The sequence below is a fragment of the Pseudomonas sp. B21-056 genome, assembly GCF_026016325.1.
GTDB lineage: Bacteria > Pseudomonadota > Gammaproteobacteria > Pseudomonadales > Pseudomonadaceae > Aquipseudomonas.
On record NZ_CP087203.1, the window covers coordinates 374,599 to 387,896 of the forward strand.

Consider the following 13,298-nt stretch of genomic DNA (forward strand, 5'->3'; position numbering starts at 1 on the left):
TTTGCCAGATGCTGATTATCCCCGCTATCGATCTCAAGGACGGCGCTTGCGTGCGTCTGCGTCAGGGCCGGATGGAAGATTCCACGGTATTTTCCGATGACCCGGTGAGCATGGCCGCCAAGTGGGTGGAAGGTGGCTGCCGTCGCCTGCATCTGGTTGACCTGAACGGCGCCTTCGAAGGGCAGCCGGTGAACGGTGAAGTGGTCACGGCCATCGCCAAACGTTACCCGAACCTGCCGATCCAGATCGGCGGCGGCATTCGCTCGCTGGAAACCATCGAGCACTACGTCAGGGCCGGCGTCAGCTATGTGATCATCGGCACCAAGGCGGTCAAGGAGCCTGCGTTCGTCGCCGAAGCCTGCCGCGCCTTCCCGGGCAAGGTCATCGTCGGCCTGGACGCCAAGGACGGTTTCGTCGCCACTGACGGCTGGGCCGAAGTCAGCACCGTGCAGGTGATCGACCTGGCCAAGCGCTTCGAGGCTGACGGCGTGTCTGCCATCGTCTACACCGACATCGCCAAAGACGGCATGATGCAGGGCTGCAACGTCCCGTTCACCGCCGCCCTGGCTGCCGCCACGAAGATCCCGGTCATCGCCTCCGGCGGTATCCACAACCTGGGCGACATCAAGACGCTGCTCGACGCCAAGGCGCCCGGCATTATCGGTGCGATCACCGGTCGCGCGATTTATGAAGGCACCCTGGACGTCGCTGAGGCCCAGGCCTTCTGCGATTCCTACACAGGCTGAGGACTCATCATGGCGCTGGCCAAACGCATCATCCCTTGCCTGGACGTGGACAACGGCCGGGTGGTCAAGGGCGTCAAGTTCGAGAACATCCGTGACGCCGGCGACCCGGTGGAAATTGCCCGTCGCTACGACGAGCAGGGCGCGGACGAGATCACCTTCCTGGACATCACGGCCAGTGTCGATGGTCGCGATACCACGTTGCACACCGTCGAGCGCATGGCCAGCCAGGTGTTCATCCCGCTGACCGTGGGCGGTGGCGTGCGCACCGTGCAGGACATCCGCAACCTGCTCAACGCCGGTGCAGACAAGGTGTCCATCAACACCGCGGCCGTCTTCAACCCGGAGTTCGTCGGCGAGGCCGCCGAGCGTTTCGGCTCGCAATGCATTGTCGTAGCGATCGATGCGAAGAAGGTTTCCGGCCCGGGCGAAGCCCCACGCTGGGAAATCTTCACCCACGGCGGCCGCAAGCCCACCGGCCTCGACGCCGTTGAATGGGCGAAAAAGATGGAAGGCCTGGGTGCCGGTGAGATCCTGCTGACCAGCATGGACCAGGACGGTATGAAGAACGGTTTCGACCTGGGCGTCACCCGCGCCATCAGCGATGCCCTGGGTATCCCGGTCATCGCCTCCGGTGGTGTCGGCAACCTGCAACACCTGGCCGACGGCATTCTCGAAGGCCACGCCAGCGCAGTGCTGGCGGCGAGCATCTTTCACTTTGGCGAATACACCGTGCCGGAAGCCAAGGCCTACATGGCACAGCGCGGTATTTGCATTCGCTGATCGCTGGACACCATGGCGGGCCCAAGGCACTCTTGGGCACACCATGGATTGCGGTAGCCCGACATGCTCAAACGCCTCGTTCTTGCCTTCGCCGGCGCCACGTTGCTGCTCGCAGGCACTGCCCGCTCCGCTGATACGTCACTGGTGCTGCTGACGGAAAACTTCCCGCCGTACAACATGGCCAGGAACGGCAAGAACTTCGCCCAGGGCGAAAATATCCATGGCATTGCCGTGGACATCGTCCGCGAGATCTTCAAGCGCGCTGATATCACCTACAGCCTGACGCTGCGTTTTCCCTGGGAGCGCATCTACAAGCTCGCCCTGGAAAATCCCGGCTACGGTGTGTTTGTCATGGCGCGGTTGCCGGAGCGTGAAAAGCTTTTCAAATGGGTCGGCCCTATCGGCCCGGACGACTGGATCATGCTTGCCAGGGCGGACAGCCAGATTGCCCTCGACTCGTTGGAACAGGCGCGCAAATATAAAATTGGCGCCTACAAGGGCGACGCCATTGCCGAAACACTGGGCAAGCAAGGATTGAATCCCGTTGTCGTGCTGCGCGATCAGGACAACGCGAGGAAACTGGTCAACGGTCAAATCGACCTGTGGGCCACCGGAGACCCGGCCGGCCGCTACCTGGCCCGTCAGGAAGGCATAAGCGATCTCAAGACCGTACTGCGATTCAACAGTGCCGAGTTGTACCTGGCGTTGAACAAGGATGTGCCTGACGAGGTGGTCGCCCGGCTGCAAAAAGCCCTGGATGAACTGCGCAAGGAAGGTGCGGTGGACGCGATCATGGCGCGGTATCTCTGAGCGATTGGCCGACGGGTCTGGCCCCATCGCGAGCAGGCTCGCTCCCACAGGATTGAAGCTCAGTCGCTAATCAATGCGGGCTTGCTCGCGATGTCAGCGACGCGGTTATCGATAAACCCCATCCTTCCCATGCCCGATCATTGCCCGATTGCTGCGCAGGCTGATCATCGATTTGATGTCGATCCACTCGATGCCCTGGTCCTTGAGCCGGGGCAGTTCGCGTTCGAGCACCGCCAGGGTTTGTGGATAGGGATGGCCGATCATCACGGCCGAGCCCTCGCGGCGGGCCAGGTCGATGGCGGTCTGGAGCTGGTGGGTGATGGCGGCTTCGGTGCGCTCGTCGTCGAGGAAGACATCCCGCGACACACTGGCCAGGCCGATCTTCTGCGCCTCGGCGGCGGCGACGGTCTGGGCGCTGGTGCGGCTGTCGACGAAGAACTTGTGGCGCTGTTGCAAGTTCGCCATCAACCACGCCATGGCCTGGGGTTGGGCGGTCATGCGGCTGCCCATGTGGTTGTTGACCCCGCTGGTGTACGGCACGGCAGCGAACGCGGCGTCGAGGCGTTTTCCCAACTCCTCGATCGATAGCTCGGGATGCCAGGCGAACGGCCCGGTCGCCGGATCCATGGGCATGTGCAGCATGACGATCTTGCCAGCGCGGTGAGCCTCGCGGGCGAATTCGGCGGCGTGGGGCGTGTCGGGCATGATCGCGGTGGCGACCGGGCCGGGAAGAGCCAGTACCCGGCGATCCCGGGGCAGGTTTTGCCCCAGGTCGTCGATGATCAGGCTCAGGTAAGCCTTGTGCGGTGAAGCGGCGGGCGTGGCGGGCGCCGCAAACGCAACGCTCGCCAGACAGCACAACAGGCCGAGGATGAAGCGCCGGCCCATCTCAGCGGCCGGAGGTGATGTTCAGTCCTTTGAGCAGACTCAGGGCCTGGGCCAGCTGGTAATCGTCATCCTGCGGCATCGGCTTGGCCTTGGCACCGGAACCGCTCGGTTTGTCGGCGCCGCCGTTGCCATTGCCCAGGTGGCCTTGCAGGTCGGCTTCCTTGAAGTACTCGCCGTCCTGCTCGTTGGTGATCTTGGCCTTGCGCACCTCGATGTCCGGGACGATGCCCTGGGCCTGGATGGAGCGGCCGTTGGGCGTGAAGTACAGCGCGGTAGTGATCTTCAGGGCGCGGTCGTTGTTCAGCGGCAATACGGTCTGCACCGAGCCCTTGCCGAAACTGGTGGTGCCCATGACGACGCCGCGCTTCTGGTCCTGCAGGGCGCCGGCGACGATTTCCGAGGCCGAGGCGCTGCCACCGTTGATCAGCACCACCAGTGGCACGGCTTCGCTCAGGTCGTTGCCGGTGGCCGAGAAGCGCAGCTCGGAGTTGGCGATACGGCCCTTGGTGTAAACGATCAGGCCCTTGGTGATGAAGTGATCCACCACTTCCACCGCCGATTGCAGCACGCCGCCGGGGTTGTTGCGCAGGTCCAGGACCAGGCCGTTGAGTTTCTTGCCGTTGTCCTTGCGCAGCTTGGCCAGGGCCTTGGCGACTTCTTCGCCGGTCTTGACCTGGAACTGGGTGATGCGGATGTAGCCGTAGCCCGACTCCAGCAACTGGCTCTTCACGCTCTTGACCTGGATGACCGCCCGCGTGAGGGTCACGTCGAACGGCGTGCCGCCATCGCGCACCAGGGTCAGGGTGATCTTCTGGCCGATCTTGCCGCGCATCTTGTCCACGGCTTCGGTCATGCTCTGGCCACGGGTCGGCTGGCCGTTGATCTTGACGATGAAGTCACCGGCCTGGATCCCGGCCTTGGAGGCAGGCGTATCGTCGATCGGCGAGACCACCTTGATGAAACCGTCTTCGCTGCCGACCTCGATGCCCAGGCCGCCGAACTCGCCGCTGGTGCTTTCCTGCAACTCGGCAAAGTCTTCCGGCCCCAGGTAGGCCGAGTGCGGATCGAGGTTGCTGAGCATGCCCTTGATGGCGTTCTCCAGCAGCATCTTGTCATCCACCGGTTCGACGTAGGCGGCCTTGATCCGGTCCATGACCTCGGCGAAGGTGCGCAGTTCGTCCAGCGGCAGCGGGGCCTTGGTGGTCGCGGCCGTAGCGGCAGGTGCCGATGGAGCCGGGCCGGCGGCAAAAGCCAGGGGCGCACCGATCACGAGGGCGATCGTCAGGGCCAGCGAGGTGAGGCGGGACAAATGCAGCATGTCGAACGAACTCCTTAATTGGATGGGCGCGCTTATCCTTGCGCACGACACCATTGGGCCGGGTCACTGGGGCGACCCTGCTGACGAATAGCGAAATACAGTGCAGGCGTATCCTGCCCGCCACTGTTGCCGACCGTGGAGATGGACTCTCCGGCCTTGACCACATCCCCCGCCGACTTGAGCAGCGTCTGGTTGTGGCCGTACAGACTCAGGTAACCGTTGCCGTGATCGAGGATCACCAACAGGCCGGCGCCGCGCAGCCAGTCAGCGAACACCACGCGCCCGCCATGCACGGCGTGTACCTGGCTGCCGGCGGAGGCGCTGATCATCACGCCGTCCCACTTGGTCCGGGTGTCGTCGCCGCGGGTTTCACCAAAGCGCGCAAGCAATCGACCATTGACCGGCCATGGAAGTTTGCCCCGTGCCGAAGCGAAAGCGCCGCCGAAGGTTTCGCCATCGCTGGAAACCAGTGCGCCAGGGCTGGACTTCGCTGGTTTGCGCGGTGCATCGTCCGAGTCCGCATCGGCCTGGGCTTCACGCAAACGCTTTTTTTCGGCTTCCTGCTGGGCGATCAGCGCTTTCTGCCGCGCTTCCTCTGCCTCTCGAGCCTGGCGGGCCAGGGTTTCTTCAATAGTCTTCAGTACGTTTGCCAGCTCGGCCTGGTCCTGCTCGCGGGCCTTGAGCTTGCTGTCCCGCGCCTTCACATCGTCATTGAGCTTGGCCAAGGCCACCGCGCGCTCCTTGCGAACCTTCTCGAGCTCTTCGCGCTGGGTGTCGAGGCTGCTTTTCTGCACCAGCAACTGGGCTTGCTGCAGTTCGATGTCTTTTTCGACGTTGGCCAACTGGCGCAGGGTTTCGTTGAATTTCTTGAGCTGTTCCAGGCGGCCCTGGCTCAGATAGTCGTAATAGGTGAGGGTGCGGGCGAATTTCTCGGGGTTCTGCTGGTTGAGCAACAGCTTGAGGTACTCCTGGCGGCCGCTCTGATAGGCCGCACGGGCCTGGATGGCGATCAGGTGTTGCTGTTCAGTGCGCGCGCCCTGGAGTTTTTTTTTCTCTGCATCGAGGCGCTGCAGCTCGGATTCGCTTTTCTTCAGCTCTTTTTGCAGGGCATCGACCTGTTTCTCCAGGTTGCCCATCTCGGTCTCGGTGCCGCGCAGGTCTTTCTGCACACCCGCTTTCTCTTCCTGCAGCTTGCCCAGCAGCTTCTTCAGCTCGGCAATGTCCTGGCGCGTGGCTTCCAACTGTTGTTGGGTCTGCGCGCGCTCGTCAGCGAAGGCCGGTTGGAGCAGGCAGGTCAGAGCGAGGGCTATCAGGACGCGAAGCATAGAGGCGGGCGACACCAGGGAAAGGGACGGCCTAGTATGCCCGCCCCACGCCGCAAAAAAAACGCCCATTTGGGGCTGTGTGATAACTGGCCGGAAAAACACTGGAAGCCCAGTGTGGGAGCAATGCTGTTCACTTAAGGCTTGCCCGATTCATTGTGGCGAGGGGATTTAGCGAAACGTCGCACCGCCCCGTTGGACTGCGAAGCAGTCCCCCTAACCCATCTGACACACCGCATGCTCAGGTTTTGGGGCGCTTCGCGCCCCGGCGGGGATAAATCCCCTCGCCACAGGTTCATCTACTTCCTTAGGTGAGCAGCAAGTCCCCACAAGGGATCTGTGTTGGATCACACCAGAATCGAAGTCCCAGTCATTTCCGCCGGCTTTTCCATGCCCAGCAGCATCAGCATGGTCGGCGCGACGTCAGCCAGCACGCCGCCGTCGCGGACCTTGAAGTCGCGCTTGCCGACATAGATGAACGGCACCGGCTCGGTGGTGTGGGCAGTGTGGGCCTGGCCGGTGGATTCGTCGGACATCTGCTCGACGTTGCCGTGGTCGGCGGTGATCAGCGCTTCGCCGCCGACTTTTTCCAGTGCTTCGACGATGCGACCAACGCAGGTGTCCAGGCATTCCACGGCCTTGACCGCCGCCTCGAACACGCCGCTGTGACCGACCATGTCGCCGTTGGCGTAGTTGACCACGATGACGTCGTAGCGCTGGTTTTCAATGGCGTCGACAATCCGGTCGGTGACTTCCGGCGCGCTCATTTCCGGTTGCAGGTCGTAGGTGGCGACTTTCGGCGACGGGATCAGGATGCGCTCTTCGCCCGGGAACGGTTCTTCGCGGCCGCCCGAGAAAAAGAACGTCACGTGGGCGTATTTTTCGGTTTCGGCGATGCGCAGCTGGGTCTTGCCGTTCTTCGCCAGGTAATCGCCCAGCACGTTTTCCAGGCTGCCGGCGGCGAAAGCCGAGGGTGCGGGGATGCTGGCGGCGTACTGGGTGAGCATCACGAAGCCGGCCAGTTTCGGCTGGCGAGCGCGTTCGAATTCCTTGAAATCGTCTTCGACGAAGACCCGGGTCAGCTCGCGGGCGCGGTCGGCGCGAAAGTTCATGAACACCACGGCGTCGCCATCCTCGACCTTGACCGGCTCGCCGATGGTGGTGGCCTTGACGAATTCGTCGCTTTCGCCACGCTCGTAGGCCGCTTGCAGGCCTTCCTGGGCGGTGGCGGCGCTGAATTCGGCGTTGCCATCGACGATCAGGTTGTAGGCCTGGGCCACACGGTCCCAACGGTTGTCGCGGTCCATGGCGTAGTAACGGCCGACGATGCTGGCGATGCGACCCTTGCCGAGGGTCTGGAATGTGGTGTCCAGCAACTCGATGGAAGAGGCGGCGCTTTTCGGCGGGGTGTCACGGCCATCGAGGAAGGCGTGCAGGTAGATCTTCTCGGCACCGCGCTTGAAGGCCAGTTCGGCCATGGCGATCAGGTGATCCTGGTGGCTGTGCACGCCGCCGTCGGACAGCAGGCCCATGAAATGCACGGCCTTGCCGGCGGCCACGGCTTTATCCACGGCGGCGCAGATGGTCGGGTTCTCGAAGAACTCGCCGTCGCGGATCGCTTTGGTGACGCGCGTGAAGTCCTGGTAAACCACGCGGCCGGCGCCGAGGTTCATGTGGCCGACTTCGGAGTTGCCCATCTGCCCGTCCGGCAGGCCGACGTCCATGCCGCTGCCGGAGATCAGGCCGTTCGGCACGGTGGCCCACAGGCGGTCCAGTACAGGCTTGTTGGCCGAATACACAGCGTTGGATTCGTGGCTGTCACTGTGACCGAAGCCGTCGAGAATCATCAGGACCAAAGGTTTAGGCGTGGTAGTCATGGAATCCACTCGTGGCTGGTTAAAAGAAGACGATGGAAAAGGGACGGGCAGTTTAAAGGTAAGTTCCGGTGCCGTCACCGCCGGGCGGGGTTTGGCCGGCCCTGAGTGCTGTGTATACTGGCCGACATTTTAACGCCCTGGAACCTCCTTCGATGGTTGCTCACCTGATTGAATTTGCCACTAACCACTACATTCTCGTCGGTATCTTCGTCGTACTGCTGGCATTGCTGGTTGCCCATACGATGCAGGGCGGCGGCCGCAGCCTGAGCACCGCCGAACTGACCGCACTGGTCAACAAGGACGCCGGCGTGGTGGTGGACATTCGTCCGGGCAAGGAATTCGCCGCCGGTCACATCGTCGGTGCGTTGAACATTCCCCACGACAAACTGGCCGCACGTGTCGGCGAGCTGGAAAAGCACAAGGCCAAGACCATCATCCTGGTCGATGCCATGGGCCAGACGGCCGGTACCCATGCCCGCGAACTGATGAAGTCCGGCTTCACCGCGGCCAAGCTGTCCGGTGGCGTGGCGACCTGGAAAGCCGACAACCTGCCCCTGGTGAAGTGAGATGACCCACGTCGTTGTCTATTCCAGCGATTACTGCCCCTATTGCTCCAGAGCCAAGTTCCTGCTCCAGAACAAAGGCGTGGCTTTCGAAGAGATCAAGGTCGACGGCAAGCCGCAACTGCGCGCCGAAATGACCCAGAAGGCCGGCCGTACGTCCGTGCCGCAGATCTGGATCGGCAGCACCCACGTGGGCGGTTGCGACGACCTGTATGCCCTGGAGCGCGCCGGCAAGCTCGACGCGATGCTCCAGGCCTGAATCCCCTGAAGAACCTGAAAGTGAGAAGGATCTGCGATGACTGACCAACAGAACACAGCTGCCAGCGAAGAAGAAGCCGCACCGCAATTCTCCTTGCAGCGCATTTATGTGCGAGACCTGTCCTTTGAAGCCCCGAAAAGCCCGGCGATCTTTCGCCAGCAGTGGGAGCCGAGCGTAGGCCTGGACCTGAACACCCGCCAGAAAGCCCTGGAAGAAGACTTCCATGAAGTGGTGCTGACCCTGTCGGTTACCGTGAAGAACGGTGACGAAGTGGCGTTTATCGCCGAAGTCCAGCAGGCCGGGATCTTCCTGATCAAGAACCTCGATGCCGCTTCGATGAGCCACACCCTGGGCGCGTTCTGCCCGAACATCCTGTTCCCGTACGCCCGTGAAGCCCTGGACAGCCTGGTGACCCGCGGCTCGTTCCCGGCCCTGATGCTGGCTCCGGTGAACTTCGACGCCCTGTACGCCCAGGAACTGCAGCGCATGCAGGAAGAAGGCGGCGCGACGGTTCAATAAGCGTTCGCCAGCCGGCTACAAAACCTGTGGGAGCGAGCCTGCTCGCGATAACGGTGTGTCAGTCAACAGTGATGTTGCTGATATACCGCCATCGCGAGCAGGCTCGCTCCCATAGGAGTTTCTGGCGTTATGGGTTCAGGCGAAACCGTTCTGCCGCCACGCCTCGTAGACCGCCACCGCCACGGTGTTGGACAGGTTCAGGCTGCGACAGCCTTCGCGCATCGGCAGGCGCAGGCGCTGGTCCGCTGGCAGGGCGTCCAGCACGTCGGCCGGCAGGCCACGGCTTTCAGGCCCGAACAGGAATGCATCGCCGGCAACGAAACTGGCGTCATGGAAGGGCCGTGAACCCTTGGTGGTGAAGGCGAACAAACGCGGATGCCTGAGGCTTTCCAGACAACTGGCGAGGTCGGCATGACGCTGCAAGGTGGCATACTCGTGGTAGTCGAGACCCGCTCGGCGCAGGCGCTTGTCGTCCATCTCGAAGCCCAGCGGTTCGATCAAATGCAGGTGGCAGCCGCTGTTGGCGCACAGCCTGATGACATTGCCGGTGTTCGGCGGAATTTCCGGTTGAAAAAGGATGACGTGAAACATGCACGGCTCCGCAGACAAAGAAGACCCGCATTCTACGCTGCAAACCGATGAGCGTTCGAAGCTATTCCCGCGGGTCATGGGCTCCCTGGCAATCTTCGGGATGATGATTGGCCTGATGATCGGCCGCCTGACCAATCCCGAACCGAGCGTGTTGCAGCGGATCGAGGTGAGCGATGGGGTGCTGGTGGCCTGGTTCAATGACGAACCCAAGCTGCACGGGGAAATCGTCGATGGCTCCGTGGCGCTGTTGTTCGAAGCCGAAGGCCCGGCGCAGAAGGGACAATTGAAACTCAATGGCAAGGACGTGAACTGGCGGGTGCGCTTGAGTGACAAGGGCTTGTTGCTGACACTGGTGGCGGCGCGTCCACTGCGGGGTGAGTGGACCGGCAGCGAAGTGGATGATCACTGGCGGCTGGAGGTCCGTCTCCAGGAGCAATAAAAGAGGGAAACCTTGACCTGCCTGTATCAAGGCCCCCAAAACGGTGGGCTCGATGAGCCCGGATAAAATGGGGATTCCCCGGCCTGCCTGTACCAAGGTCCCCGAAACTGGGTAATGATTGGGTTATTGCAGGGGGCGTGCCAGTTTTAAATGGCTTGTCACAAAAAACCTTCTGATGTTGCGCAAAGCCCCGTATTCCGGGGCTTTTGGCTTCTTTGGTACGGATTTTTTTGTGGTGGCTCGATTGGTTTGGGCCTGTATGAAGCGCGCAGTTGCGGTTCGTGGTGCATTGGTGTGGTGCACGGCGCTTTCAAAAGCATCGCGAGCAGGCTCGCTCCCACAGGAACTTGCGGACACCGACCATCCAATGTGGGAGCGAGCCTGCTCGCGATTGGCCTTCAGATTCAGCGAAGCGCTAACGGCAGGTCAGCCCTCATCGCCCTCATCATCATCGCCACCATCAACCTTCATCCCCAATTCCTTGATCTTGCGGGTCAAGGTGTTGCGGCCCCAGCCCAGCAGCACGGCGGCGTCGCGGCGGCGGCCGGCGGTGTGCTTGAGGGCGGTTTCGATCATGATTCGTTCGAAACTCGGCACGGCGCTGTCCAGCAGGCTCGACTGGCCCCGGGCCAAGGCCTGATCGGCCCACTGGCGCAGGGCCTGTTCCCAGTTGGTTACCGGGGCCGAGTCCTGTGGCAGGTTCAGCAGTTCCGGCGGCAGGTCACCGATATGCACCTCGCGTCCCGAGGCCATGACCGTGATCCAGCGGCAGGTGTTCTCCAACTGGCGCACGTTGCCGGGCCACGGCAGGTTCTTCAGGTATTCCTCGGTCTCGCTCTTGAGCAACTTGGGCTCAACCGCCAGCTCCTGGGCGGCGCGGCTGAGGAAGTGCCTGGCGAGGGTCGGGATGTCTTCGCGACGATCCGCCAGGCGCGGGATATGAATGCGGATCACGTTCAGGCGATGGAACAGGTCCTCACGAAACTTGCCGGCGTGAACCAGGGTTTCCAGGTTCTGGTGGGTCGCGGCGATGATGCGCACATCGACCTTGACCGGTGTATGACCGCCCACCCGATAGAACTCGCCGTCCGCCAGCACACGCAACAGGCGGGTCTGGGTATCGGCCGGCATGTCGCCGATCTCGTCGAGGAACAAGGTGCCGCCGTCGGCCTGTTCGAAGCGCCCGCGCCGCAGGTTGGCGGCGCCGGTGAACGCGCCTTTTTCGTGGCCGAACAGCTCGGATTCCATCAGGTCCTTGGGAATCGCCGCCATGTTCAGCGCGATGAAGGGCGACGCCGCTCGGGGACTGTGGCGATGCAGGGCGTGGGCCACCAGTTCTTTACCGGTACCGGATTCACCATTGATCAGCACGGTGATGTTGGAGTGGCTCAAGCGCCCGATGGCGCGAAACACTTCCTGCATCGCCGGCGCTTCACCGATGATTTCCGGGGTGCGGGCCAGGGCCGGCACTTCTTCCAGGCCCTGCTGTTCCTGGGCGTGCTGGTTGGCGCGCTTGACCAGGGACACCGCTTCGTCGACGTCGAACGGCTTGGGCAGGTATTCGAAGGCGCCGCCCTGGTAGGACGCCACGGCGCTGTCCAGGTCGGAGTGGGCGGTCATGATGATCACCGGCAGCCGCGGATGCTGCTCGCGAATCCGCGCCAGCAGGTCCAGGCCGCTGGCGCCCGGCATGCGGATGTCGGAGATGATGACGTCCGGTTGCTGGCGGGCCAGGCGGCTCATCACGCCGTCGGCGCTGTCGAAGCTCTGGGTGGTCATGCCTTCCTGCTGCAAGGCTTTTTCCAGGACCCAGCGGATAGAACGGTCGTCATCGACGATCCACACGGTTTCACTACGGCTCATGTCGATGTGGCTCCTTGTTCCAGTGGCAGGAAGATCGAGAAGGTGGTGTGGCCGGGGTGGCTCTCACACTCGATCAGGCCTTGATGCTGACTGATGATGTTCTGGGTAATGGCCAGGCCCAGCCCGGTACCGTCCGGACGACCGCTGACCATGGGAAAGAAGATGGTTTCCTGCAACTCCGCGGGGATGCCCGGGCCGTTGTCGATGATTTCGATCTTGGTCACCAGGCGATGGCGCACGTGGCCGATGGTGAACTGGCGCAAGGCGCGGGTGCGCAAGCTGATGCGGCCCAGGCGCAGCTCGTTCTGGCTGCCGATGGCCTGCATCGCGTTGCGCACGATGTTCAACACGGCCTGGATCATCTGTTCGCGATCGATCAGGACGTCGGGAATGCTTGGGTCGTAGTCGCGCACCAACGTGATGCAGCCCTGGCTTTCGGCTTCCACCAGGCTGCCGACGCGTTCCAGCACTTCGTGGACGTTGCACAGGGCCAGGGACGGCAGCTTGTTGGAGCCGAGCATACGGTCTACGAGATTTCGCAGGCGGTCGGCTTCCTCGATGATGACGTTGGTGTAGTCCTTGAGGCTTTCTTCGGGCAGTTCCCGGGCCAGCAATTGCGCCGCGCCACGAATGCCGCCGAGGGGGTTCTTGATCTCATGGGCCAGGCCACGCACCAGCATCTTGCTGGTTTCCTGCTTGGACAATTGCGCCTCTTCCTTGGTGATGCGCAGCAAGCGATCACGGGGGTGGACTTCCAGCAGCAACAGTGTGGCGCCGTTGCTCAGGATCGGGGTTACCGCGTAGTCGACCGTCAGCGTCTGGCCGGTCAGGGCGGTGAGCATCGCTTCACGCTTGGTGAACGGGTGAGCCTGCTCCACGGCCTGGCGCAACGAGTTCAGTGCTTCGGCAGACTCGGTAAACAGCTCGCTGATGAACTGTCCATGGCTGCGTTGGCCGCTGACAGCCAGGAGCATCTCCGCCGCCGGATTCATGTACTCGAGGCGCAGTTCGGCGTCGAGCAGAATGGTCGCGGTGGTGAGGTTGTCGAGTAGCAAGCGGTGTAATGCGTCGCTAATGGTCATCGGGACCTCTTTTGAAGCGTGGCAATTCGGGGCCGGTCCCAAATTGCGCGCGCGAGAAACGCGCTGATAGAAGGAAAATGCAAAAACCAAACCAAGGCTCCGAAAAGAAGCGTTTAGAGCCTGAAAAGGCTTTCTTTCGCCCAATTGCGTGGCGTTCTGCCAGTTTTTCCGGGTACTTTCGAACCAAAATGGGTTGGTGCTTGGGTAGGGGTGCAACGATGTGCACCAATATGGTGCTTTG

14 protein-coding genes are annotated in these 13,298 nt (G+C 62.3%); 7 read left to right on the top strand and 7 right to left on the bottom strand.

Features of this window, described 5'->3' with window-relative positions:
* Nucleotides 1-8: 8 nt before the first annotated feature.
* From hisA to LOY67_RS01685, 3 genes are all read left to right on the top strand, one after another.
* Nucleotides 9-746, top strand: coding sequence for a 1-(5-phosphoribosyl)-5-[(5-phosphoribosylamino)methylideneamino]imidazole-4-carboxamide isomerase (gene hisA / locus LOY67_RS01675; protein WP_265065659.1), 738 nt, complete (start codon nt 9-11; stop codon nt 744-746).
* Nucleotides 747-755: 9 nt separating this feature from the next.
* Nucleotides 756-1,526 carry an imidazole glycerol phosphate synthase subunit HisF gene (hisF, locus tag LOY67_RS01680; protein ID WP_265065660.1) on the top strand — a complete coding sequence of 257 codons (771 nt, stop codon included), beginning with the start codon at nt 756-758 and terminating at the stop codon, nt 1,524-1,526.
* Between the two features lie 63 nt (nt 1,527-1,589).
* Entirely contained in the window at nt 1,590-2,336 is a 747-nt protein-coding gene (locus tag LOY67_RS01685) for a substrate-binding periplasmic protein (protein ID WP_265065661.1), read from the top strand.
* Between the two features lie 105 nt (nt 2,337-2,441).
* Here LOY67_RS01685 and LOY67_RS01690 read toward each other — a convergent pair whose 3' ends face one another.
* The 4 genes from LOY67_RS01690 to gpmI form a co-directional block, all read right to left on the bottom strand.
* On the bottom strand, nt 2,442-3,224 hold the full coding sequence (locus LOY67_RS01690; RefSeq protein WP_265065662.1) for a divergent polysaccharide deacetylase family protein: 783 nt from the start codon (nt 3,222-3,224) through the stop codon (nt 2,442-2,444).
* Between the two features lies 1 nt (nt 3,225).
* The gene (locus tag LOY67_RS01695; protein WP_265065663.1) at nt 3,226-4,542 is read right to left on the bottom strand and encodes a S41 family peptidase; all 1,317 of its coding nucleotides are present in this window, start codon (nt 4,540-4,542) and stop codon (nt 3,226-3,228) included.
* Between the two features lie 32 nt (nt 4,543-4,574).
* Nucleotides 4,575-5,867: a murein hydrolase activator EnvC family protein gene (locus LOY67_RS01700; protein ID WP_265065664.1), complete on the bottom strand. Its 1,293-nt coding sequence runs from the start codon at nt 5,865-5,867 to the stop codon at nt 4,575-4,577.
* Between the two features lie 344 nt (nt 5,868-6,211).
* Nucleotides 6,212-7,741, bottom strand: coding sequence for a 2,3-bisphosphoglycerate-independent phosphoglycerate mutase (gene gpmI, locus LOY67_RS01705; protein ID WP_265065665.1), 1,530 nt, complete (start codon nt 7,739-7,741; stop codon nt 6,212-6,214).
* Between the two features lie 152 nt (nt 7,742-7,893).
* Here gpmI and LOY67_RS01710 point away from each other — a divergent pair, with 152 nt between their 5' ends.
* The 3 genes from LOY67_RS01710 to secB are packed head-to-tail and all read left to right on the top strand — an operon-like array spanning nt 7,894 to nt 9,082.
* Nucleotides 7,894-8,307, top strand: coding sequence for a rhodanese-like domain-containing protein (locus tag LOY67_RS01710; RefSeq protein WP_265065666.1), 414 nt, complete (start codon nt 7,894-7,896; stop codon nt 8,305-8,307).
* A 1-nt stretch (nt 8,308) separates the two neighbouring features.
* The gene (gene grxC, locus LOY67_RS01715) at nt 8,309-8,563 is read left to right on the top strand and encodes a glutaredoxin 3 (protein WP_265065667.1); all 255 of its coding nucleotides are present in this window, start codon (nt 8,309-8,311) and stop codon (nt 8,561-8,563) included.
* 36 nt (nt 8,564-8,599) lie between these two features.
* The gene (gene secB, locus LOY67_RS01720) at nt 8,600-9,082 is read left to right on the top strand and encodes a protein-export chaperone SecB (protein WP_041024716.1); all 483 of its coding nucleotides are present in this window, start codon (nt 8,600-8,602) and stop codon (nt 9,080-9,082) included.
* Nucleotides 9,083-9,217: 135 nt separating this feature from the next.
* Here the strand turns inward: secB and trmL are convergent, their stop codons facing one another.
* A complete protein-coding gene (trmL, locus tag LOY67_RS01725; RefSeq protein ID WP_265065668.1) occupies nt 9,218-9,673 on the bottom strand; it encodes a tRNA (uridine(34)/cytosine(34)/5-carboxymethylaminomethyluridine(34)-2'-O)-methyltransferase TrmL in 456 nt (151 codons plus the stop codon).
* Here trmL and LOY67_RS01730 point away from each other — a divergent pair.
* The gene (locus tag LOY67_RS01730) at nt 9,672-10,112 is read left to right on the top strand and encodes a hypothetical protein (protein WP_265065669.1); all 441 of its coding nucleotides are present in this window, start codon (nt 9,672-9,674) and stop codon (nt 10,110-10,112) included. The genes trmL and LOY67_RS01730 overlap by 2 nt on opposite strands.
* Nucleotides 10,113-10,538: 426 nt before the next feature.
* Here LOY67_RS01730 and ntrC read toward each other — a convergent pair whose 3' ends face one another.
* Together ntrC and glnL are read right to left on the bottom strand one after the other, a co-directional pair.
* Nucleotides 10,539-11,975 carry a nitrogen regulation protein NR(I) gene (gene ntrC / locus LOY67_RS01735; RefSeq protein WP_265065670.1) on the bottom strand — a complete coding sequence of 479 codons (1,437 nt, stop codon included), beginning with the start codon at nt 11,973-11,975 and terminating at the stop codon, nt 10,539-10,541.
* Entirely contained in the window at nt 11,972-13,057 is a 1,086-nt protein-coding gene (gene glnL, locus LOY67_RS01740; protein ID WP_265065671.1) for a nitrogen regulation protein NR(II), read from the bottom strand. Before glnL ends, ntrC begins: the two co-directional genes overlap by 4 nt.
* Between the last annotated feature and the right edge of the window lie 241 nt (nt 13,058-13,298).